The sequence below is a fragment of the Methylococcales bacterium genome, assembly GCA_030949405.1.
Taxonomy (GTDB): domain Bacteria; phylum Pseudomonadota; class Gammaproteobacteria; order Methylococcales; family Methylomonadaceae; genus WTBX01.
The window spans coordinates 580603-602860 of the sequence record JAUZSN010000002.1; the positions used below are offsets into that span (position 1 = coordinate 580603).

Annotated in this window: 27 protein-coding genes and 2 tRNA genes; 4 read left to right on the forward strand and 25 right to left on the reverse strand. The window is 36.5% G+C overall.

The window, feature by feature from the left end:
* Positions 1-20: 20 nt before the first annotated feature.
* Together Q9M50_03040 and Q9M50_03045 are read right to left on the reverse strand one after the other, a co-directional pair.
* Entirely contained in the window at positions 21-626 is a 606-nt protein-coding gene (locus tag Q9M50_03040; GenBank protein MDQ7089605.1) for a hypothetical protein, read from the reverse strand.
* 6 nt (positions 627-632) lie between these two features.
* Positions 633-917, reverse strand: a complete 285-nt coding sequence (locus Q9M50_03045; protein MDQ7089606.1) for an AAA family ATPase — start codon at positions 915-917, stop codon at positions 633-635.
* Between the two features lie 168 nt (positions 918-1085).
* Between Q9M50_03045 and Q9M50_03050 the strand changes: the two genes are divergently transcribed.
* Together Q9M50_03050 and Q9M50_03055 are read left to right on the forward strand one after the other, a co-directional pair.
* Entirely contained in the window at positions 1086-1604 is a 519-nt protein-coding gene (locus tag Q9M50_03050) for a transposase family protein (protein MDQ7089607.1), read from the forward strand.
* A gap of 26 nt (positions 1605-1630) precedes the next feature.
* Positions 1631-2002 (forward strand): transposase family protein, encoded by a 372-nt coding sequence (locus Q9M50_03055; protein ID MDQ7089608.1) that lies wholly within the window; start codon positions 1631-1633, stop codon positions 2000-2002.
* A gap of 20 nt (positions 2003-2022) precedes the next feature.
* Here Q9M50_03055 and Q9M50_03060 read toward each other — a convergent pair whose 3' ends face one another.
* The 22 genes from Q9M50_03060 to Q9M50_03165 form a co-directional block, all read right to left on the reverse strand.
* Positions 2023-2391, reverse strand: a complete 369-nt coding sequence (locus tag Q9M50_03060) for a hypothetical protein (GenBank protein MDQ7089609.1) — start codon at positions 2389-2391, stop codon at positions 2023-2025.
* A gap of 59 nt (positions 2392-2450) precedes the next feature.
* A complete protein-coding gene (locus Q9M50_03065) occupies positions 2451-2822 on the reverse strand; it encodes a transposase family protein (GenBank protein ID MDQ7089610.1) in 372 nt (123 codons plus the stop codon).
* 26 nt (positions 2823-2848) lie between these two features.
* Positions 2849-3367 carry a transposase family protein gene (locus Q9M50_03070; GenBank protein ID MDQ7089611.1) on the reverse strand — a complete coding sequence of 173 codons (519 nt, stop codon included), beginning with the start codon at positions 3365-3367 and terminating at the stop codon, positions 2849-2851.
* Positions 3368-3505: 138 nt separating this feature from the next.
* Complete coding sequence (locus Q9M50_03075; GenBank protein MDQ7089612.1) at positions 3506-4153, reverse strand: hypothetical protein; 648 nt, start codon at positions 4151-4153, stop codon at positions 3506-3508.
* 24 nt (positions 4154-4177) lie between these two features.
* Complete coding sequence (locus Q9M50_03080; protein ID MDQ7089613.1) at positions 4178-4411, reverse strand: septum formation initiator family protein; 234 nt, start codon at positions 4409-4411, stop codon at positions 4178-4180.
* 129 nt (positions 4412-4540) lie between these two features.
* Entirely contained in the window at positions 4541-5824 is a 1284-nt protein-coding gene (eno, locus tag Q9M50_03085) for a phosphopyruvate hydratase (protein MDQ7089614.1), read from the reverse strand.
* A gap of 139 nt (positions 5825-5963) precedes the next feature.
* Positions 5964-7190 carry a DUF6399 domain-containing protein gene (locus Q9M50_03090; protein MDQ7089615.1) on the reverse strand — a complete coding sequence of 409 codons (1227 nt, stop codon included), beginning with the start codon at positions 7188-7190 and terminating at the stop codon, positions 5964-5966.
* The gene (locus tag Q9M50_03095; protein ID MDQ7089616.1) at positions 7187-7465 is read right to left on the reverse strand and encodes a hypothetical protein; all 279 of its coding nucleotides are present in this window, start codon (positions 7463-7465) and stop codon (positions 7187-7189) included. Before Q9M50_03095 ends, Q9M50_03090 begins: the two co-directional genes overlap by 4 nt.
* A gap of 177 nt (positions 7466-7642) precedes the next feature.
* Positions 7643-8017, reverse strand: a complete 375-nt coding sequence (locus tag Q9M50_03100) for a hypothetical protein (GenBank protein ID MDQ7089617.1) — start codon at positions 8015-8017, stop codon at positions 7643-7645.
* A 314-nt stretch (positions 8018-8331) separates the two neighbouring features.
* Complete coding sequence (gene pbpC, locus Q9M50_03105; GenBank protein ID MDQ7089618.1) at positions 8332-10641, reverse strand: penicillin-binding protein 1C; 2310 nt, start codon at positions 10639-10641, stop codon at positions 8332-8334.
* A gap of 10 nt (positions 10642-10651) precedes the next feature.
* The gene (locus tag Q9M50_03110; GenBank protein MDQ7089619.1) at positions 10652-11881 is read right to left on the reverse strand and encodes a nucleoside recognition domain-containing protein; all 1230 of its coding nucleotides are present in this window, start codon (positions 11879-11881) and stop codon (positions 10652-10654) included.
* Between the two features lie 135 nt (positions 11882-12016).
* Positions 12017-12090: transfer RNA gene (locus tag Q9M50_03115), tRNA-Cys, on the reverse strand.
* A 49-nt stretch (positions 12091-12139) separates the two neighbouring features.
* Positions 12140-12214, reverse strand: a tRNA-Gly gene (locus Q9M50_03120).
* Between the two features lie 56 nt (positions 12215-12270).
* Positions 12271-12852, reverse strand: coding sequence for a hypothetical protein (locus Q9M50_03125; GenBank protein ID MDQ7089620.1), 582 nt, complete (start codon positions 12850-12852; stop codon positions 12271-12273).
* 148 nt (positions 12853-13000) lie between these two features.
* Positions 13001-14599: a hypothetical protein gene (locus Q9M50_03130; protein MDQ7089621.1), complete on the reverse strand. Its 1599-nt coding sequence runs from the start codon at positions 14597-14599 to the stop codon at positions 13001-13003.
* Positions 14600-14751: 152 nt separating this feature from the next.
* Positions 14752-15552: an ABC transporter permease gene (locus Q9M50_03135; GenBank protein ID MDQ7089622.1), complete on the reverse strand. Its 801-nt coding sequence runs from the start codon at positions 15550-15552 to the stop codon at positions 14752-14754.
* The gene (locus Q9M50_03140) at positions 15549-16283 is read right to left on the reverse strand and encodes an ABC transporter ATP-binding protein (protein ID MDQ7089623.1); all 735 of its coding nucleotides are present in this window, start codon (positions 16281-16283) and stop codon (positions 15549-15551) included. The genes Q9M50_03135 and Q9M50_03140 overlap by 4 nt, the downstream gene beginning before the upstream one ends.
* The gene (locus Q9M50_03145) at positions 16280-17242 is read right to left on the reverse strand and encodes a PQQ-dependent catabolism-associated beta-propeller protein (protein MDQ7089624.1); all 963 of its coding nucleotides are present in this window, start codon (positions 17240-17242) and stop codon (positions 16280-16282) included. Before Q9M50_03145 ends, Q9M50_03140 begins: the two co-directional genes overlap by 4 nt.
* On the reverse strand, positions 17242-18423 hold the full coding sequence (locus Q9M50_03150) for an ABC transporter substrate-binding protein (protein ID MDQ7089625.1): 1182 nt from the start codon (positions 18421-18423) through the stop codon (positions 17242-17244). The genes Q9M50_03145 and Q9M50_03150 overlap by 1 nt, the downstream gene beginning before the upstream one ends.
* A 166-nt stretch (positions 18424-18589) precedes the next feature.
* Positions 18590-19243, reverse strand: coding sequence for a transposase (locus Q9M50_03155; protein MDQ7089626.1), 654 nt, complete (start codon positions 19241-19243; stop codon positions 18590-18592).
* A complete protein-coding gene (locus Q9M50_03160) occupies positions 19167-19490 on the reverse strand; it encodes a hypothetical protein (protein MDQ7089627.1) in 324 nt (107 codons plus the stop codon). Before Q9M50_03160 ends, Q9M50_03155 begins: the two co-directional genes overlap by 77 nt.
* Positions 19415-20305, reverse strand: coding sequence for a hypothetical protein (locus Q9M50_03165; protein ID MDQ7089628.1), 891 nt, complete (start codon positions 20303-20305; stop codon positions 19415-19417). Before Q9M50_03165 ends, Q9M50_03160 begins: the two co-directional genes overlap by 76 nt.
* Positions 20306-20421: 116 nt before the next feature.
* Here Q9M50_03165 and Q9M50_03170 point away from each other — a divergent pair, with 116 nt between their 5' ends.
* On the forward strand, positions 20422-20904 hold the full coding sequence (locus tag Q9M50_03170) for a PilZ domain-containing protein (GenBank protein ID MDQ7089629.1): 483 nt from the start codon (positions 20422-20424) through the stop codon (positions 20902-20904).
* On the opposite strand, the gene surE is transcribed toward Q9M50_03170, so the two are convergent.
* The gene (gene surE / locus Q9M50_03175; protein ID MDQ7089630.1) at positions 20901-21641 is read right to left on the reverse strand and encodes a 5'/3'-nucleotidase SurE; all 741 of its coding nucleotides are present in this window, start codon (positions 21639-21641) and stop codon (positions 20901-20903) included. The two genes, Q9M50_03170 and surE, sit on opposite strands and share 4 nt — an antisense overlap.
* Before the next feature lie 79 nt (positions 21642-21720).
* Between surE and Q9M50_03180 the strand changes: the two genes are divergently transcribed.
* Complete coding sequence (locus tag Q9M50_03180) at positions 21721-22254, forward strand: Smr/MutS family protein (protein ID MDQ7089631.1); 534 nt, start codon at positions 21721-21723, stop codon at positions 22252-22254.
* Positions 22255-22258: the final 4 nt, after the last annotated feature.

Below are 22258 nucleotides of genomic sequence, written 5' to 3' on the forward strand. Positions count from 1 at the left end.
TTTATTTTCATAAAACCATTTCACTTTTTTTCATTAAGCAGCTGTTGATAGTAATTGTCTATTTCAGTGCAAGTAAATAATTTAGATTTATTGAGTTTATCAAGAGAAGAAGTTGGAATATTATTGACAGTTTTTTTTAAAGATAAAAATATTAGTGAAATTAATCTGTCTTCTATCGGTTTTTTAGGTCGCTCAATATCAACAACGATAAAATAATTTTTTTCAGCATTATGGTATTCTTGCTTTTCTTCGTTGGTAAAATGAAGCGTATTGTTTTGAATAATACATTTCAAAACAAAAAGACTATCAATTATTTTTCTTTCCAGATTGAAAGATTTTATTTTTTCATCAAAATTCTTTCCTTTATCATACTTAAAAAAAAGCTTAAAACCTTTTAATTCTATAAAGTCCACACGATTTAATTCAGGTAATATTTTAAGTGCATCAGCAGATTTTGGTTCTTGTAATTCTTTATCCTTCTCTTCATAAATTATTTTTTCTTTAGCTTTATCATAATCAATTACAAATAATCTTGAATTAGGACAACAACTACTTTTCAATTGTCCTAGTTCACTTAATTTAAAAAATTCCTTCTCAATACCCTTCTTTATTAATTTTTCAAGCATTGCTAGTTATCCCCAAACTAGGTTATGTAAAGGTTCAGCCAATTTAGCAAATATTTTATTAATATCATTAGTGACATCATTAATCTCAGAACTAATTCCATCACTTTCTGTTAAATAATACGCGGTTTTATCCTGAATGCCATATTCTTTACTAAAGACATCTATTGCTTGTATTATTTCAGGGCTGTGTGAAGTAATTAAAACAGGAATATCATTTTTTACTAAAGCAACAATTAATTTAGCATACTCCACTTGCCATTTAGGATGTAGATGGATTTCAGGTTCATCAATAGACTTGTTCTTCTAAATAAAATATATTAAAATCAATTGCTTATATATACTTGATAACATTCACAATCAGTTGATACAGCCTAATAAATAAACTTTAAATTAAATTATTAAAAATAATAAATAAGCTTTATAATAAATTTCTATAAAAAATAAAAATCAAAGTATAACATGAAAATAAAAGAAATTTTACCAAGAATTTATGATGATAGACAGTTAAGAGCTTTAACAGGATTAAAAACAGAACATTTTATTTTACTATTATCTCTATTTGAAAAGACCCTTATTGAAGATCAAAAAGAAAAACATGAAAATAAAGAAAGAAAATACGGTAGTGGTTTAGATAGCACATTAAAAACACCCGCAGACAAATTATTATTTATATTAAATTATATGAAGTGTTATTCTACTTTCGATCACTTAGGGTTTTCTTTTAATATGAATAAATCATGCGCCCATACTCATGTATACAAATTATTTCCAATTTTAATAAAGACGTTAGATATATTTAATGTTTTACCTGCAACAAGTTTTTCAACCCCTGAAGAAATGCAGCAGGCTTTTGGCGGAGTTCAAACATTGATAATAGATGCTACAGAGCGTGCTGTACAACGCCCTAGTGACTATGAAGAACAAAATGAATTTTACAGTGGTAAAAAAAACAGCATACAATTAAAAATACCACTATAGCTTCTTTAGGTCATTTAATTTTATATATTGGGGTTAGTTTTCCAGGTAAAAATCATGATTATGGAATGTTTAAAAAAGAATTTAATCCAGAATTAAATTGGTTTAGTAATTTTAATATATTTATTGATTTAGGTTATTTGGGGTTTAATAATGAATATAAAACTAATTCGGTAAATATTCCTCATAAAAAACCAAATAAATCTAAGCATAATCCAAACCCAACATTAACTGAAAAACAAAAAAAAGAAAACAAAGAGATGAGTCGTGAAAGAGTCATTGTTGAGCATGTAATCGGTGGAATGAAAAGATATAGATGCCTAGTTGACAAGTTTAGAAATAAAAAAGAAGGTGTAAAAGATTTATTTTCTTTTTTTAGCGGCTATCCTATGGAATTTTAACATGATATATTAACTTCTTCTTAAAGAACAAGTCTAATAATGAGTAAGCTTCTTTCACTCAAAACATTAGCCTGAATAAGTAATTGAATAATACCAAATGACTTTAAGCCTGTTGCTGTATTAATAGACTTAAACTGCGTGTTATCATCTTTATTAAAATAAAAATCCTTTTTATCTTTTTCAAAGGAAAATCCATTTCCGTTTGTTATGCTAAGTATATCTTTAATTATTTTTCTATCTTTCTCTGATAAATTTGATTTATGATATGAAAAACTTTCTAGCTTTAAAAGTAAATCTTTATTGTGTAATGTTATTTTTGGACGTTCTAATTTATTTTTATCGTAGAGTATTTCAATTAAAGAAAAGGCTGAACTAATTAAATTATACATCTGTAAAAAAATAGGGGTTTCAATAGACTTGTTCTTTAAGAAGAAGTTAATATATCATGTTAAAATTCCATAGGATAGCCGCTAAAAAAGAAAATAAATCTTTTACACCTTCTTTTTTTATTTCTAAACTTGTCAACTAGGCATCTATATCTTTTCATTCCACCGATTACATGCTCAACAATGACTCTTTCACGACTCATCTCTTTGTTTTCTTTTTTTTGTTTTTCAGTTAATGTTGGGTTTGGATTATGCTTAGATTTATTTGGTTTTTTATGAGGAATATTTACCGAATTAGTTTTATATTCATTATTAAACCCCAAATAACCTAAATCAATAAATATATTAAAATTACTAAACCAATTTAATTCTGGATTAAATTCTTTTTTAAACATTCCATAATCATGATTTTTACCTGGAAAACTAACCCCAATATATAAAATTAAATGACCTAAAGAAGCTATAGTGGTATTTTTAATTGTATGCTGTTTTTTTTACCACTGTAAAATTCATTTTGTTCTTCATAGTCACTAGGGCGTTGTACAGCACGCTCTGTAGCATCTATTATCAATGTTTGAACTCCGCCAAAAGCCTGCTGCATTTCTTCAGGGGTTGAAAAACTTGTTGCAGGTAAAACATTAAATATATCTAACGTCTTTATTAAAATTGGAAATAATTTGTATACATGAGTATGGGCGCATGATTTATTCATATTAAAAGAAAACCCTAAGTGATCGAAAGTAGAATAGCACTTCATATAATTTAATATAAATAATAATTTGTCTGCGGGTGTTTTTAATGTGCTATCTAAACCACTACCGTATTTTCTTTCTTTATTTTCATGTTTTTCTTTTTGATCTTCAATAAGGGTCTTTTCAAATAGAGATAATAGTAAAATAAAATGTTCTGTTTTTAATCCTGTTAAAGCTCTTAACTGTCTATCATCATAAATTCTTGGTAAAATTTCTTTTATTTTCATGTTATACTTTGATTTTTATTTTTTATAGAAATTTATTATAAAGCTTATTTATTATTTTTAATAATTTAATTTAAAGTTTATTTATTAGGCTGTATCAACTGATTGTGAATGTTATCAAGTATATATAAGCAATTGATTTTAATATATTTTATTTAGAAGAACAAGTCTAATAAAAGTAACATCATTAAACAGTAAGGTATCATAAAGTTTAAGTGCATTTATTTTATTATTAATCTTAATATTTAATATATCATTTAATCCTTCTGACAAACTAATTAAAGAAGTAATATCTGAATTTTTAGGACTTAAATCAAAATAAAATTCAGAATTAAGGACATAAGTTAAGGCTGTTTTTATAATTGTATTTTGTTCTATGTTTTTTTGAAAAATTATCTTTAGTGATTCAAGATTCTCTATTACTTTAGCGTCCTTTTCTTTTTTTAATAAATTAATTTTTTTTTCGAATAATTGAGTTTCGGCTCCTTTGTTTATTTTTATTTCACTAAAGAATTTTTTTGGATTAAATTCTATTTGTAATTCTTTATTTTTATCAAAGTTATAAATTTTTCTTAATTGAAAATAAATATTTTCTATAAGCTCTAAACTCTGTATATCCTTATTTTTATTAAAATCACCCTCACAACGATTTAAAGCATTAATCAAAGAAAAAATAAGTTTACCAACGGTACTTTTCCCCGTGTCATTTTCACCCGCAATAATGGTTAGCCCATCTAGCCTAATATCCGCATGAGAAATCATCCCAATATTTTCTAACTTTAATCTCATAACCTTATTTTTTACCGTTAAAAATCACTCAATAATCTGAAAAAACGTTTCATTTTTCTTAATCATCCCTAGCTCATGCCGAGCGCGTTCTTCCAAGGCTTCCGTTCCACTTCTTAAATTCAACACCTCACCATAAAGAATTTCATTGCGCTCTTTATTTTTTAATTCTTCCTTTTTAAGCGCGTCTAATTGTTCCTGATACTCATAGACCTGTGTGATACTCCCATCGCCGTACCATAGACGGGTTTGTAACAGCATAATGAATACCGTAATAATGCCGACTAGAAAAAATTTGATAACGCTCTCCTTAAAACGAGAAAGGACACAAACCCCATTTAATCTAAATGTTTTTTGTGTCCTAATAAAACAAAGCTTTAACGGTTAAAACTAGTTAAGCATTCTAAATGCGCTACGACCTGCATAGCTTGCGTCATCGCCTAACTCATCTTCAATTTTCATTAAACGATTGTATTTTGCAATACGATCAGAACGGCTTAATGAACCTGTTTTGATTTGTCCTGTGCCTGTAGCAACCACTAAATCAGCAATGGTGGTATCTTCAGTTTCACCGGAACGATGTGAAACAACTGCGCTATAACCCGCAGCAGACGCAGTACTGATAGCTTCTAAAGTTTCAGTTAACGTCCCGATTTGATTCACTTTAATTAAGATAGAGTTAGCAATATCTTTTTCAATACCTTCTTTCAAAATTTTAGGGTTCGTTACGAATAAATCATCCCCGACTAATTGAATTTTATCACCCAATTTTTCAGTATGAATTTTCCAACCGTCCCAATCATTTTCATCTAAACCATCTTCAATTGAGATAATTGGGTACTTTTCAACCCAATCAACAAAGAAGTCCGTCATTTCTTCCGACGTTAAGCTTTTTCCTTCAGCAGCCAAGACATAACGACCGTCTTTGTAATACTCAGAAGCCGCTGCATCCATCCCTAAATAAATATCTTCGCCCGCTTTATAGCCCGCTAATTCAATCGCTTCTAAAATAACGCTAATGGCTTCTTCATTTGAAGAAAGGTTAGGTGCAAAACCCCCTTCATCACCCACTGTCGTTGCCAAGCCTTTTGATTTTAAAACTTTCGCTAAATTATGAAAAACTTCTGCGCCATAACGAATCGCTTCACGAAAAGTTGGTGCGCCAACAGGTAGAATCATGAATTCTTGTAAATCAACGCTGTTATCCGCATGTGAACCGCCATTGATGATATTCATCATCGGCACAGGTAATACAAATTTACCACTGGTATTTAAAGAACGATATAAAGGAATATTCGCATCTTTTGCTTGTGCATGAGCAACGGCCATAGACACGCCCAATATAGCATTTGCGCCTAAACGTCCTTTGTTTTCAGTGCCATCTAAATCAATCATTTTTTGATCAATCGCCGCTTGATCGGCTGAATCCATACCGATAACAGCATCACGAATTTCAGTATTAATGTTATTAACCGCTGTTAAAACACCTTTACCTAAATAGCGACTTTTATCGCCATCACGCAATTCAATCGCTTCACGTTCACCTGTTGATGCACCTGAAGGAACCATCGCACTACCGATATGTCCAGAAGCTAAGATAACATCGGCTTCAATAGTTGGGTTTCCGCGTGAATCAAGAATTTCTCTCGCTTTAATATCAACGATTCTAGTCATGTAATTTTTTCCAAATTTTATGTAAAAGGATAAAAGCAACAGTGCATTGCTATTATTATTTATTTTATAAAAACATTCATTATTAAATATTTTTAAGTAATTTTCTTAAGATCAAGCACTAAATCAGTCGGCTACCAATTTAAGACGGGACATCCAGCAATTTCAAAGGGTTAGAAAACACACGCTTTCGACTATTTCTAGGAAGCGGTAACTCGCCCATTTCATTCAGTAGCCATGAAAACAAGTCTGGAAACTCGGTATCAAATAAACGCATGGCGGCGGTTGTGCCATCCTCACGTTTGATTCCGTAGTTATGAATGACCGTCAACGCGTTTAATCGCTTTTTATTCAAACCTCGCCCATTGCGATACATTTGCGATAAACAGCCATTTCGCCCTTCCACCGCAGATGAACTGCGTTGAAACTGCCTTGCCATATGCTCCGCCAATGTTAGCCATCGCTGCATTTCACTGATTGATAACTTTGCACTAAATGGGTCTGATTTGAGCTTATCAGACGCGGTTTCCCAAGCTTTTCGATAGTTTTCCTTTGACCTGCGGCTTTTAGTTTGTTCCATTTTCTGATTCCAATAAACAACGGGTAATAATGTTGTGGTCAACCAATATTCGGTATCCGCATCAAGCCCCAAATTTTGCAAGGTTTCGCGTACCCAAAGCCACCAAAAACTGATGGATACCGCTAACGGTTTTATTTGATTACGAAACTTTTTCATCACGCCTTTATGATCGTTAATCCCTTGTTTTTCCGCTATTTTTTCAAAGGCTCGCGCTCTTAACTCTAGCAACTTCTCAACCTGTTCCGCATCGTTTCTACGACTATCATTGAGTGAAAAAGGATGAACTTCATCCGCAATCCCTTGTAAGTTTTCGTGATAATCTGTTTGTATTTTTTTGGCTTCTTCAAGCTCTTTTTCAGCCGTTATCCGTGTTGTTTTAAGTCCAATAATTTTCTGCATCGTTGCCGTTTTAGAAACAGTAGACTCTGCGGTTTGCGCTGCTTGCCGCTGTTTTTCAGCCCTTGCTGCACGCCTGCCGATTTTCGCGCCTAACCAGCGACTCATATCTTGTTGAGCATGAAAAATATCTGCCCCCGATTCGCACTTAAACCCCGTCACTGCCATTTTTATCAACGCCTTAGCGCGATCACTAATCGCATGATTAACCTCAATGCCTAATGATTCTAATCGTGGCGAAACCTTTTTATACCAAGTATCGTAGCACCTATCATCGCTAATATCTTCCAACAAAAGATAGCCAGAACGTAAGTCCATTAAAACTAAAATCATAAAGTTGCCGAAAAAAGTCTCATCCAGCCCAGCAACAACTTTACGTGTTTGTTTTTTCACACTTTTTCGCATTCTTGCTGAAACTGCGGCAATAAGACTTCCATTTTATTGATTTGAGTCCGCAGTGCGTCGGGTGATACGCCCACATGGGTGTCAATCCGTATCATTTTAAAAAACAGCGATAAAGTCTCTGCACCTACGCCTGCCTTTAATCCAAAGACATACAAGGCGGAAAACACCATTAATCTTTGCCAAGAACTACCTGCCTCGGTTTCCCATAATGATGATTCAGGATGTCGATTTCGCTTTGTTTGCGCTTGACGATGACGATGCACACTGCTTTTTGAGCGACCAACAATTGAAGCTAAGTTACGAACAGTTTGCTTGCCTGTTGTTGTAATTTCAGCGATAATTGCGTGACTAGCTGCGCGTATTTTCTGTGTTGTTCTGTTTTTTTAGTCATTAACCTATGATACAAGAATATCGCAGTTAGTTCTTTATTTTGTCCCGTCTTAAGTTGGTAGCCAATCAGTCGTATCTATTTTACTATCCCAATAATCCAATAAAAGTGATCGGTTTAGCTCAATAAACTTTATAACTAATTGTAAGTCTTTACTTCTTAAACCAAACTCAGCCATTATTTCAGGTGGCTCAGTAATTGAAACAGAGACGGTCTGACCTTCAATCATTTTATCATTATTATTAGTACTTACTTTAATTCTAGGCGCATGTTTGGTATTACCTCTCTCGCTTACCCAAATGACCATAGGTAATCCTGTAGGTTTTTCTCGAAAATTTGCCATTAAAAAAAGATCCTCCTTTTCATTCTGATCAATAGTCGTATTTTGAAAGCCCCCCTCTTTTTTAATATTGAGTAAATGTAACATAATCGCTAACTCCAATAGTTTCAAGCAAATTTTAATAACTCATACCTAATTACACATCAAGACGCAAAATAAACCTTTTAATATTTTATTCTGTATTTTCCAATAGTTCGGACAGTTTTTGTAACACATTGATTTAAAAAAGAATTTACCAACACATCTCGTAAATATAAAACCCTTTAAAATCAATGTCTTATAGAATTAAGACCGCTATCTTTTTTAAAACTGTCCGAAGTATTGATTTTCAATACTTTCATGTATAAACTATGTTACCAATAAAACTCTATTTTTTCTTTTAAATTTCAAAAAACAACCTTTTATTCACCTTTTAACACCTCAATACGAATACTCGCGATCTTCCCCATTTCATCACTCACCGCAATTTGATAACGTCCTGTTTTTTGAAATTGATGCTTTAAATGTTTCTCTGGATGAACTTTATAAAGCAGTTTACCGTTAATAAACCAATAAACGATCCCTTGCGCCCCTGTTGTTTCAAGTTTCACCGTCGGTAAATTTTTAGCTGCCCCCGCAGAACGTAATTTAGCTAGATTATCCAAACCCTCTATTTTAAGCTCACCTTGTTGAAATTGTGGCGGATGTTCACAGCTTAGATCATACGTGCCTATTTGTTGTCGGCGATGTTGGTTCGGGGGAATCCACGGTTCAACTTCTAATGGCCACAATGCGACCCTTTTACGTGCAATTTTTTTTGCCTGACAGGATCTATCCACTAAACGCCCTGTTTTTACATTGATAAGCAAGCTTACGGGGTTGGTTTCCCAGCGACTAGTATTGACCTCAGGAAGTGTTTTCGGGACAGTTTGATTTAATAACCATGCCTGTTTTTTTTCATGACACAATTCTGGCGGTGTGGCAGATTGTAAACTACCGAGTGGCCAGCATATAAAATCTTGCGTTACCGATTTAGGGTGTTTTTTCGGGGGCGAGTAAGTGTGTTGCGGTAACAAGCGTTCGACAATTTCAAATAATAATGGCGATGCAGTACGTGCGCCATAATGTCCTGCGGTTGATGTGCCATCAGGTCGTCCTAACCAAACTCCAATCGTATACTTGTTCGTAACGCCGATACTCCAAAAATCTCGATGCCCGTAACTCGTTCCTGTCTTCCACGCTAATTGGTTATTATTTTGATGTTCATTTTGCAATAATTGACGAATAATCCATGCCGAACCTTTTGATAATAAATAACGCGATTGTTTGGGTTGTTGTTTAACAAAACGCAGTTGTCCTGTTAACCCTTCATTGGCTAATGCAGTGTAAGTGGAAACCAACGATTCTAAGGTTGTTCCTATCCCGCCTAAAATCACGGATAAATTAGGTTTTGCGTGATAATCAAACTGGAGCCTTAAACCTGAGTTTTTAAGTTGACTGACAAATTTATCGGCTCCTAAATGATATAACACTTGGATAGCTGGGACGTTTAGCGAGCGTTTTAAGGCATTACTGACACTCACAGGGCCGATGAAACCACGGCTAAAATTTTTGGGCCGATAACCCTCTAAGGTAATGGGTGCATCGGTCAATAAAGATTCTGAATGAATTAAGCCCTCATCTAAGGCCAAACCATATAAAAAAGGCTTTAAAGTTGAACCAGGTGAGCGTAATGCGGTAATCATATCGACATGGCCAAAGCGTTCATTATCGCTAAAATCAGCCGAACCAAGGTAGGTTTTAACCGCTAAGGTTTCATTTTCAACCACTAAAACAGCGGCGGAGGTTTTAGGGGGTAATCGTTTAATATAACTACTCACTAAATCTTCTAATCCTCGCTGCATTTCATAATCTAATGTCGTTATCAGGGGCTGATTATCGGTGACTAATTTTCTAAAACGTCGTGCAAACAAAGGCGCGATAACAGGCGGCGTATTACGTTGTGCATAGACTATTTCAATGATGGCTTCTTCGGCTTGCTCGTTGGTCCAAACATGATAATCCTGTAAGCGTCTAATTACTTTATCACGCGCAAACTGTGCTTTTTTAGGATGTCGATCAGGACGATTACGGCTAGGGGCTTGAGGTAAAACCGCTAATAAGGCAGCTTCGGCATGACTTAACTCTAAAGCGGATTTTCCTAAATAAATATAACTGGCCGCTTGTACGCCTTCTAAGGTGCCGCCAAAAGGGGCGTGATTGAGATAATAGTTTAAGATTTCGATCTTACTGTACTGCCATTCTAATTGTAAGGCGCGTAATATTTGTAAGAATTTTCCAATAACAGTTCGTTTTCGCGGAATAATTAAACGAGCCACTTGCATGGTTAAGGTCGATCCGCCTGAGATGATTTTACCGTATTGAAGATATTGAAAACTGGCCCGTATTAAGGCAAAGGGATTAACGCCAAAATGATCCCAAAAATAACGATCTTCATAATTGAGTAAGGCTTCAATATAAAGTGGGGAAACTTGTTTTAAGGTCACGGGATAACGCCAGATGCCTTGTTTATCGGCAAAGGCACGTAAAGGAGTGCCATCTTCTGCGACAATAATTTGAGCATAGTGCCGTTGAGAGGCGTGTAGACTGATTGGAAATAAGCGATCAAACAATAAAAGACTGAAGAGACTGATAATAATAAAATAAATGAGTTTGGATTTTAAATAACGCACAAGATTATCGTTAACCAAAAAACCAATAGGCGACCATTATAGCTGTAATAATGCCTGCTATATCGGCGATGACCCCACATACCGCAGCATGACGTATATTTTTAATGCCAACCGCCCCAAAATAAACCGCTAAAACATAAAAAGTGGTTTCTGTGCTGCCTTGAACAATGGAAGCTAGATGCCCTGCAAAGGAGTCCGCACCGTGTTCTTTCATGGTATCAATCATCATTGCTCTTGCGCCACTTCCACTGAAAGGTTTCATTAACGCGGTTGGCATGGCATCAATAAAACGGGCATCGAGTCCGATTAATTGAACCCAATAACGTAACCCTTCCTCAACAATCGTTAATGCCCCACTCGCACGAAACACGCCTATCGCAACGAGCATCGCGACAAGGTAGGGAATAATGGTGATTGCGGTATTAAAGCCTTCTTTAGCCCCCGTAATAAAAGCGTCGTAAGCATTAACCCGTTTATAAATAGCCGTTAAAATAAAAACAACGACTAAGGTAAATAAAACGACATTACTGATTAATGCTGACTGAGCCAGCATATCCGCTTGGCTTAGTTGTGAAAAATAATAAACCAGCAATGCAATCAAGGCACTAAAACCCAAAAAATAACTTGCGATGACTTTATCCCATAAATTTATTTTTTGTATTCCCGCGACGGCCACTAATCCGACTAACGTTGAAGTATACGTCGCTATCAATAGAGGGATAAAAACATCGGTTGGATTTGCCGCCCCTAATTGGGCGCGATAAGTGAAAATAGCTACGGGGAATAAGGTGACCGCTGAGGTATTAATCACTAAAAATAAGATCTGTGAATCGCTTGCGGTATCAGGTGTTGGGTTGAGTGATTGTAACGCTTGCATGGCTTTAATTCCAAACGGAGTTGCAGCATTGTCCAAACCGAGCGCATTCGCTGAAATATTCATCACGATGGCCCCTAAAGCAGGGTGATTTTCAGGAATATCGGGCATTAACCGTTTAAATAAGGGGGTTAAACCACGGGTTAATAATTGGATAAATCCACAGCGTTCTCCAATTTTCATAATTCCTAGCCATAAAGCCAATACGCCTGTTAAGCCTAATGAAATTTCAAACGCCGTCTTAGATAAGCTGAACATCGCATTCATTATTTCAGCAAAAACGTGCGAATCACCTAAAATGAGCCACTTGTAAAGTGCAACGATAAAGGCGATGATGAAAAATAAACACCAGATAATATTAAGCATAATAAATTAAGGTAAGCATCAATAATCGAAATGCTAACAAAAAAATCGCTTTGAATGAAATTTAGAAACGTATAAATAGAGATTTTAAACCATGAGAGGGGGGGAAATAAGAAATTTCCAAACGGTTTAAATAAATGGAGGCTGCGACCAGAATCGAACTGGTGTAGATGGCTTTGCAGGCCACTGCATAACCACTTTGCTACGCAGCCCTTATAGGATTAATAAAAAAGCCGCGAAGATCGCGGCTTTTTAAAATTCTGGAGCGGGAAACGAGATTCGAACTCGCGACCCCAACCTTGGCAAGGTTGTGCTCTACCACTGAGCTATTCCCGCATTTCAATTTATCCAGTCATTATGACGTTAAAGTAATTTCTTGTCAACCCTTTATTTTAATCAATATCAATTGAAAGTATCCAACCCTTTTTACCTTGACAAGCACCTTCGGCTAATATTTCAACCTGAGCAAAGGCCCCTTGTTTTCCTGCAAAATCTTGAAGTTTAATCACTTTAACAGTGGTTCCTTCAGGCTGTTGCTTACAGACCGATTTATCACCCTCTTCAACCGTATCATCAAAGGCCGTAATAGCCCCAGGCGCACCAACCATACTTACCGTTGATTTTTGCCCTTCCATACTATTGGCCCCTTTTAAAACATATTCTTGCCCAACAGAAAGGCTTTTAAACGAGGTATGTGGCATTTTTTTACTGCCCCCTGACATCATCATGATAGCAATAACGATTAACGCCACAACCCCACCGATTGCGCCGAAAAAAACTTTAGGGTTAGATTCTTTTAAGTCTTTGATATTCGAAAGTAAATTACTTTCAGTGGTATCCATTATTTCAGCCGTATCAACCGTTTCGTCTATTGCAGTTTCTACACTGTCACTGCTTAACGTGGTATTTTCGTTTTCAGATGTTTCAGATGTTTCAGATGTTTCAGGTGTTTCAGGTGTTTCAGAATTGCTCATTTCATTTCCTTTTACATATTAATTATTATTATAGGTATCCTTAATGGATAACGTAATTACATTTACGTGAATGTAAAATACAACCGTGTGTTGTTAGACCACTATCACAATTTAGCTTTAAAACGTCAAGTGTCTCAAGCAAAAAAAATTAAATAAAATCATAGCCTTTTTTTTCTTCGGTCTTCTTAACCCTTTTAGGCTTAGCTTTTAACTCAACAATACGTTTGCATTCAAACTGCCAATACCCCAAACCGACATTTTTTTTATTTGAAAGTTCCACCCAAAATTTATCAGGGAGTAACGTTAATTGAATAACATCACCTTCTTTTAATAAATAGGATTCGATAATAATAAACTGTTTGGGGGTATTATCGGATTTTTCATTATAAAACAACGCGTTTTGAGGGAAATTTTGACCCGTTTTATCTTTCAAAACGTAAGAAACAGCATAGATTTTAGAGGCAATTAATTTAATTTCAAAATCTAATTGGTTTTTCTTGCGTTTAGGCATACTAATTTTTTCAATGACCCCTAAAGCGCGTTGGTTTTGAGGCGTATCTATTTTTCTAAAGCTAATTAAACTGCCCGTTGAAACAAGCCCTTCTTTATCGAAACAACACGATAACGCTTTTTCAGAAGCCGATTGTGCCAGATATTCCAATGTTTTATTTTGTTGTAACTCGGATGACTGTTGTAATTCATGGGTCGTTTCAAGCCCAATCGAAAAAAATCGATCTAAACGATCAACAAAACACGGCATTCCTTGGTGGGTTGTTCCTATCCATCGTTGCGCTAAATAATCCACTAATTCGGTTGATAATTTTTCTGTTGGATTCTTAACAATATTTATTGAGTTAAAACGGTGATTATTTTTATCAATCATTTTATCAGGTTGCGCTATCACTTTATAAAGCTCGGTAAAATTAAGATACAGCTTTTCAGTATTGGTGACATGACCTTCACGTTCAAACTCAGGCGGGGCATCTTCATCGACCCGAACGACACATTGTCTTTTATGCGTCGTCACTGGTGTTTTTTGTAACGCGGCTAGATTAGTAAATTTACCAATAAAACGATAAACCTGTTGAACTTCTTTTTGCATCAGCCCACACGCGTCGGTGAGGCTTAATAATAAAATTTGTAGATAGCTTTCTGTAATGGAGCTTTCATCACTCGGATTATCTAAATCATCAGGAACACGGGTGTTGTTTTTCTTCATTTTCACACTCAACTTATAAAGCGAATGTAAATCTATCCAGACCCAATCAGGAACGGTTAAATACATCATATAGTGCGTGACTATAATATCGCCTAAGCCTTTTACTGTACGTTGAATCGCTAAAGCCGTATTTTTACCTTGAAACCACCCGCCACTACGCAGGGTTAATTCTTTAGCGGCAATCCAATACCCCAAAGAAAATTCTTTCTCTAGTGAAACCACGACGTTAAGAATTTTTTGCTCATTTTCGCCTTTAGGAAATCCTCTTTTTATTAACCGTATGCGTAAATAATCTTCTATTTCAAGAAAACTCGGTTTCAAGGCTTCAAGGGTCTCAAGCCGAAGCTGTACGCTCATACAGGTTCGATTTAATTCTTTAATAAAATCATGGAACAAACGGGTGGTTAACCCTTGGTTTGCTGTAGGTAGATCAACAATCCATTGGCTTAAAGTTTCTTCTTCGTAAAGCTTTAAGCGTTTTGAACTTTTTTGTTGAGACGGAAGAACTAGAAAAAAAGAGTTTTTCACACGTTTCTCGTTATAATTTAAATGAATTTAGATAGTGATAAATTTAAGCGTAACGACTTTATTTCGTCAATTTTAAATACGATTAGTGTCGATTAATCGTAAAAAAAATAGTTAAAATCGTTAAAATAACGATTTATTGGTGGTTAATTTATTTACCTCCCTTTTCGTTTCATCATTCCTTTAGACGGGTTATAACCTAGGATTGCAGCGAACATAAATAGACAAAATGCAACAAGGGTATAAAAAAAGGCATAATGATTAAACTGTCCATACCACGCAAAACGAATGAGTTCAACGGCCTGAGAAAAAGGATTATAAAGGGCGAGGTTATGCAATAAAGGGCTGGATTCTTTTATTTTCCATAAGGGGTAAAGGGCGGTAGACATAAAAAACATGGGGAAAATAACAAAATTCATAACCCCTGCAAAATTTTCCAATTGCTTGATAAAGGATGACAGCAATAAGCCCAATGCGCCCAGCATTAACCCTGATAACACTAACGCAGGAAAGAGTAATAAATAGCCTATTTCAGGGGCTTGAATATCATAAAACCAAGCAATCACTAAAAAAACATACACTTGTAAAATTGAAACTGCCGTTCCTGCAATCAGCTTGCAAACCAATAAAAACCAACGTGGCAACGGACAGACCATTAAAATTCGCATACTGCCCATTTCGCGATCATAAACCATTGATAATGAGCTTTGCATCCCGTTGAATAGTTGGATCATTCCAATTAACCCTGGTGCAATATAGACCTCATATAAAATATAAGTTTCATAAGGCGGCGTAATGGCTAACCCTAACGCGGCTCTAAACCCTGCGGCAAAAACAAATAACCAAATTAAAGGGCGTACGAGGGCGGAAACAAATCGCTCTTTTTGGTTTAAAAAACGTAATAATTCACGTTGAACAATGCCCCACATAACGCGTAAAAAATAAATAAGGATCATACAGATATACCTTGCGTTAACTTATGAAAAGCATCACTAATCGTTTTGCTTTCACTTGTTTTTAAGACATGGGGAATTGACCCATTGGCTTTAATTTGTCCTTGGTGTAACACTAAGACATTATCATCAGGATAAATTTCATCAATTAAATGAGTCGCCCATAAAACAGCTAATTGATGGCCGTTGACTAATTGATGGACATGTTCAACAATACTTTTACGACTGGGAAGGTCTAAACCAACGGTCGGTTCATCAAGCAATAACAACGCAGGACGATGTAATAAGGCTCTTGCAATTTCCACACGACGCTTATGTCCGCCATTTAATTGACGAACACTTTCACTCCGTCGTTCATACATATTTAGACGTTCTAATTCTTCTTGAATCCGTTGATTAGCCTGTTTACGGCTCATTCCATGTAAGGCCGCATGGTAGCGTAAATTTTGTAAGACCGTTAAATCAATGTCTAAAGTCGTTTGTTGAAACACAACCCCCAAACGCATTAACGCTTGTCTGGATTGGGCTTTAATATCAAAACCACATAAATGAATCGACCCCTCACGGCTTTCATAAAGACGGGTTATTAATGAAAATAAGGTACTTTTTCCCGCGCCATTCGGGCCGAGTAATAAAGTGCATTCCCCTTGATTAACGTTAAAATTAATTTTATCCAGGGCCTTTTTTTTACCGTAGGCGAAACTGAGGTCTTTAACGGTTAACGCTGTTTTCATGGTTTTGCCACAATTCCCCACGGATAACGACCGACACCGACCGATTTTGTGACCTTATGATTGGTTAAATCAATAATAGAAATATCATTACTGAGGCCATTGGTGGTATAAAGTCGCTTTTCATCGGGAGAAAACGCTAAATTCCAAACGCGTTGGCCCACTAATAGAAATTTTTCCACCTCAAAGGTTTTTGCATTAATAACCGCCACTCGATTAGCCGACCCCATTGCCACATACCCATATTTTCCCTCTTTATCAATCGCAATTCCCACGGGTTGTAGCTTGTCACGACTGACTCCTTGAATCTCTAAAGGAATATTTTTAATAATTTTTTGACTGGCAACGTCTAAAATCATTAACGTCCCTGCCATTTCTGAAGTCACCCAAAGTTGTTTACTATCGGCTGTAAAATGAGCGGCTCTAGGACGTGGATCAACTAAAGTATTCTCAACAATTTCTAGGGTTTGACTGTCAATCCAATGAACCATATTCGTGGTTTCAGAGGCGCTAACAATCCATTTATTATCAGGGCTGACCGCAATACCTTCTGGTTCAACGCCGACCTTGATAGATTTTATAACCTTTTTAGAGGGAATATCAATCACCGTCACTAAATTATCATCCTCATTGGAGACATAAAGTCGATCGCCTTTGGGAGAAAGCGCAAAGGTTTCAGGGTCTTCCCCTGATGGGAGCTGCCCAACTTCTTTTAAGGTCTGCGTATCAATAATGCTAATCGTATCATCATCACTAGTGGCAATAAATAATTGGGTCTTATCCGAACTTAAAGTAAGGCCGCGTGGTCGTTGACCGATTGCCACCGTTTTTAAAAGCGTGCCTTTAATGGGATCAACAATCGCTAACGCATTATCTTTTTCCAAAGTTACAAAAACGGTTTCTGCGTGTACCGAAGAAAGCGAAAGGAGTAATAAGCTCGTGTTTAACAGCCATTTTTTCATTATTTTTTTCCACAAGTTGATTCAGGAAAATCAATACCTAATGTATCGAGTTCGGTTTTTTTATGTAAAAATCCCTCTATAGGGGCCGCAGTCACTAATGAACGAGGGGCAGCTAATAAAATAGGTTGCCTTAATTGACCATTCCACGCTCTAAAAGAGAGCGGCTTCCCTTTATAGCCTTGTAAGGCCAGTTGATCGCCTAATAAATAAGCTTTTATGGGCGCCAGTTGATTACTTTTAGCGCGTACTGACGCTTCACCAATCGCACGAACCGCTAAGTACGCCCCATAATCCACTTCTTCCATAGAGCGTCCAGCCGCTTCTTTAAAACGATTTTGAATTTGTACTGCACCCCATTGTTCATGTGTTTTATGCCAAGCGGTTGCGATTAAACCTTGTGTGCCAATCACAGGCCGTGGCAGCCACGTTCGATAATTTAAATACTCACCAAACAAGCCTTTTTCATCCGCCACCACTAAGACATCATAATCGGTGACCTCTTGAGTGAAAACAGGCACATCCGATTGGGCGGTGCGGCGAGCATCGTAGGTATGTTTCCATATTTTTTCAGCAACAACATTTAAACCAAATTTTTTGGCCGAACGCTTAAGGGCTTTAGAAAATAAAACATCCTTTTCATCCGTACCTGTGACTAGAAACCATTTTTTCCAACGTTTTTTAAGCATAAACTGGGCTAACGCATCCGCACGCATCGCATGACTGGGTTGTAGGTGTAAAATATTATCACGGCATTCTGACCCTCGCAAGTCATCATCACGGGTCGCGACATCAAACAATAATTTAGTTTTCGCTTGCGGTAAATCAGCTAACTGCTTTAACTTATCCGCAGGTAAATTCACCACGATAAAATTAATATCATCCGTAATATCGTCAATAAACCACTGATTTGCATCACAGGTTAACGGAACAACGATTTTAATTAACTCATACTGTTGAGCGGTAAACTGTCCTGTTGTATTATTATCTTTAATTGCAAGTTCTGCACCTATTATCCCTTTATTTTGAATGAAGTCATCAAGATTAGAGAGAGCCGCAGGAACCGCTTTCTCTTGGGTAATATAGGCAATTTTTATTCGTTGTTTAGGTGCGGAAACACCATTTTTAACCTGAAATAGGGTGAAAATAAGACATAAAAAGAGTAAGGTTAATGGTTTTTTCATAAAGTCAATGCCTGATTCATTCATGGTTTCTAGGTTGTATCATAAATTTTAACGGTTTATAGGTTATCATTAATTGATGTTACGCAATGGAACGAAAAATACGTTTTTCATGCCTAAAAAAGATCCTTTTTATGTATCTACTTTAAATTTCAGGGTAAAACAAATATCAGACCTGCAAACTTTGCGCTTTTTGAGCGATAAGATTCGCCATAGACGGCATTTTGAATTCACCACTAACTCGGTCATAAACATAATCATAAAAACTCACGGCTAGTTTTTTAGCCGTTTCAGCAAGACTCATAAAACTGTCTTTGATTTTCGTGCCTTTCTCATTTCGAGTCTGGAAGCTTATGTCTCGCGCACGCGCTTGTCTTCTTGCGCCAAGTTCGGCTGCATTGTTATGGAGTGGTAATTGTGGAAGCTCCAAAACTCGCAATAATTCAGTCTTTTTCGCCAGTGTTTTGGCGATGCGATCATTGAGGTCTTCATAATCGCTTGTGGTTGCAAACAATTCATTAAATCGCGTTAACAACCATGCCTTTTTATCGGGGCAGGGATTTTTTTGATAGTTAAGCAACTCCTTATAATACTCCCAATAGTGCCCTCGAAAATCGGCTAATGCTTGCTGATGTATTTCCAGAATTGGACGGAGTTTTTTGTAGTGGCGAGCATCGTGAACCCAGCATAACCCCAAATGTTCCGTCAGTAATTTGAATTGCGGCGCATCGTCTGCAAGCAAGGTTTCAATAACAGGAAAATCCGTTTGTTGCTGATAATAGGCAATGGCACAAGCTTCGGTGACATGCGCTACCTGTCTCACGCCTAAGCGTATTTAAGATCGCTAAGTGCAACTTAAATTGCGCTTCATTCATCACTGTATTGACAGGTATTTGAGCATCAACTTTTGCCCGTGCTTTATCAGCTAACTTGAACTCGTCAAGCAAGGATTGAGCCTGTTGATTGTAGATATAATGGCGTGGCGCATAATCGGTCAGCACGTCCAGAACCGATAAACGGTTTTTGTGTTTGGTGGTGAAATAAGCGGTAAACAAGTCGTTGCAGACCACCTGACAATAGTGGTTATCACCGTTGACTCGCGCACTGGTATCATCAATCTGCCCGTAATCACTGTTGAGAATACCGTTGCGATAAAGTTCGCTTTTTTCCTGATGCGCCCAGTCATAACCGCCTGTCCATTGCTGAGAAACATAAGTCGGCGACACCACAATGCCAATATTTTCAAAAAACCGACCATGGGTTTTTCGGTCACGCCCATCATCTTAAGCATGGGAATCAAGCTACGAATTCCAATACCAAATTCGCCCTGACCTCGAACGCCTTCAGGCAATTGGGCGCGGTAATACTTATTTTCAGAAGGTGAATAAAAAATCTCACGGAGATACTTAATATTATTGGTTTTGATGACAATGTCTTGAATCACCACTTCCGCAAAGCCTTTAGATACTAAGTCGCTAGGCAAGCCAGTTTTGTCGAGTAGGCATTTTAGCGTTTGGTCGATTTTAACTCGTGGGATCTTGGGTTTACGGCGGCGTTTTTTCTTATCCGAGTCCGTATTTTCAGTGTCGTTATTAGTTTCTTTTTGCGCGTCAACTTGTGCTTTTTTACGTTCGTCTTCGGATGAAATATCATCACCCTTATTATTTTTATTGGGTTTGATATCAGGCTTTCCCTGCTCACCTTTCAAGCGATTAACCTCGTCACGAAGTTGCTGTAATTCAGTTTCTAAAGACAATTTATCACTGGCTAAGCGTTCAATAAGATTGAATATTTTTTTGACAATATCCTGCGCTTCGCTACTTTCCATTTGAGCGATTTCTTGATAAATGGCGTTAGTTTCAGCCTGTAGGTCGTGGATATTCAAAGTATGTAAATGTTCGTTCTTTTATGATATGTTGTCAAATCTATTTTAGAAATTTTATCTTTACCCTGAGATTTAAAGTAGATACCTTTTTATCTTAAATTACTCTACTTATAAAAATGCGTGATTCCCCAGAAGAAGTCGATATAGATGATGATTTTTTTGATTATCCTAATGAAAACTTATCGCTACATACGTGGTTAAAGCATGATGATTTAGGCATTGACCCCACAATGGAGAGCTATGATAACAAACGTAAAACCGTACGTTATATTAGGAATGATATAGAGGCCAGTATTAATTTAGCTAATATTTTTGGCGGCTATCGATCGCTTAGTTATAATCGTCCAATTAAAGTAAAGCTATTGGATATTAGTACAAAAGGGGCCTTAATTTCTAGTCCTAAAAAAATTCGTATGGATAAAAAAATTATCTTAACGCTTATTTTTAAAGGACAAAAAAAATTTGAAGTTTTCTCTAAAGTTATTCGGGAAGAAGTTTATGCCGAAAAAACGTATGGGCTTATGTTTGACAAAGCACGTCATGATTTAGGGGATTACTTACTTGAAAGTCAAACCGAGTTAGTTTTTCAAGATTTTTAAGGCAGCCATGTCGCTAATGACTTAATCCGTTGATGTGCGGTTAAATCTAATTGCAATGGGGTGACTGAAACATAGCCCATTTTAACCGCATAAAAATCAGTTCCCTCGCCCGCATCTTGCGCCGCTCCAGGTGGGCCAACCCAATAGATTTCATTACCACGAGGATCCTGAGCCTTAATCATCGCTTCCGCTTTATGACGTTGTCCTAATCGTGTTGATTGATAGCCTTTAAGTGCATCTAACGGCAGATCAGGAACGTTTACATTTAATAAGGTGTCTGAGGGTAAAGGGTTCGCTATAATTTGCTGCATTAACGTCACCGCCACAGAGGCCGCTGTTTCAAAATGATGAGGATCAGAGGCGGCTAGCGAAATTGCAATGGCAGGCAAACCTAAAAATCGCCCCTCTGTTGCAGCGGCAACCGTGCCTGAATATAAGACATCATCCCCTAAATTGGCCCCATGATTAATCCCTGCAATCACCATGTCGGGTTCCGTATCTAACAAACCTGTTAAGGCTAAATGAACACAATCCGTGGGAGTCCCATCGACCCGAATAAACTCATTTTCAGAACGTTTTGCTCTTAAGGGGGTTTCGAGTGTTAATGAATTACTTGCGGCACTACGGTTTTTATCGGGAGCCACCACGGTAATTTTTGCATAATTAGCCAGTGATTCCGCCAATGCTTGCAAACCTTTTGCAAGATAACCATCATCATTACTCAACAAAATGTGCATAGTGTTAGCCCTGTGCTTAAAAAAGCTATAAAATTAGCTCATTCTATCCTATAAACACTGTAGACAACATTAAACTGACGTGGCAAAAAAAATACTCTCAGACGAAGATTCAGCATTATTTCGACAAACCATCGGTAAAGTAACGGTCATTGAACAAGATACGGTACTTTTAAGCCCTAAAGTTACGATTAAGTCACCACCGAATAAAACGGATCATTTTTTGCAAAAAACGACTGCGGTTATTGAGCAATTACGTGCCGAAGATCATTTAAGTTTTTTAGTCTCAGGTTTGCATAAAAAAGTATTAAAAAAATTACGCAATGGCTATTTTGGGGTTGATGCTGAGTTAGATTTACACGGGTTAAGTAGTTTAGAAGCAGGACGACAATTACAGCATTTTTTGCGTGATACCGTTAAAGAGGGTTGTGAATGTGTTCATATTATTCATGGTAAAGGCTATCGTTCAGAAAATAATTTTCCGATTTTAAAAAATAATCTGAATATGTGGTTAAGACAACACAATGATGTGCTGGCTTTTTGTTCCGCCTCACCTAAAGACGGTGGAACGGGGGCGGTTTTAGTTTTATTGCAGGTTAGTGATAAGTATCAATAAGTAA

Coding starts and splice junctions, on each gene's coding strand:
- Q9M50_03040 (MDQ7089605.1), bottom strand. CDS start 626: ATGCTTGAAAAATTAATAAAGAAGGGTATTGAGAAGGAATTTTTTAAA.
- Q9M50_03050 (MDQ7089607.1), top strand. CDS start 1,086: ATGAAAATAAAAGAAATTTTACCAAGAATTTATGATGATAGACAGTTA.
- Q9M50_03060 (MDQ7089609.1), bottom strand. CDS start 2,391: ATGTATAATTTAATTAGTTCAGCCTTTTCTTTAATTGAAATACTCTAC.
- Q9M50_03070 (MDQ7089611.1), bottom strand. CDS start 3,367: ATGAAAATAAAAGAAATTTTACCAAGAATTTATGATGATAGACAGTTA.
- Q9M50_03075 (MDQ7089612.1), bottom strand. CDS start 4,153: ATGAGATTAAAGTTAGAAAATATTGGGATGATTTCTCATGCGGATATT.
- Q9M50_03080 (MDQ7089613.1), bottom strand. CDS start 4,411: ATGCTGTTACAAACCCGTCTATGGTACGGCGATGGGAGTATCACACAG.
- eno (MDQ7089614.1), bottom strand. CDS start 5,824: ATGACTAGAATCGTTGATATTAAAGCGAGAGAAATTCTTGATTCACGC.
- Q9M50_03100 (MDQ7089617.1), bottom strand. CDS start 8,017: ATGTTACATTTACTCAATATTAAAAAAGAGGGGGGCTTTCAAAATACG.
- Q9M50_03110 (MDQ7089619.1), bottom strand. CDS start 11,881: ATGCTTAATATTATCTGGTGTTTATTTTTCATCATCGCCTTTATCGTT.
- Q9M50_03125 (MDQ7089620.1), bottom strand. CDS start 12,852: ATGAGCAATTCTGAAACACCTGAAACACCTGAAACATCTGAAACATCT.
- Q9M50_03135 (MDQ7089622.1), bottom strand. CDS start 15,552: ATGATCCTTATTTATTTTTTACGCGTTATGTGGGGCATTGTTCAACGT.
- Q9M50_03140 (MDQ7089623.1), bottom strand. CDS start 16,283: ATGAAAACAGCGTTAACCGTTAAAGACCTCAGTTTCGCCTACGGTAAA.
- Q9M50_03145 (MDQ7089624.1), bottom strand. CDS start 17,242: ATGAAAAAATGGCTGTTAAACACGAGCTTATTACTCCTTTCGCTTTCT.
- Q9M50_03150 (MDQ7089625.1), bottom strand. CDS start 18,423: ATGAAAAAACCATTAACCTTACTCTTTTTATGTCTTATTTTCACCCTA.
- Q9M50_03170 (MDQ7089629.1), top strand. CDS start 20,422: ATGCGTGATTCCCCAGAAGAAGTCGATATAGATGATGATTTTTTTGAT.
- surE (MDQ7089630.1), bottom strand. CDS start 21,641: ATGCACATTTTGTTGAGTAATGATGATGGTTATCTTGCAAAAGGTTTG.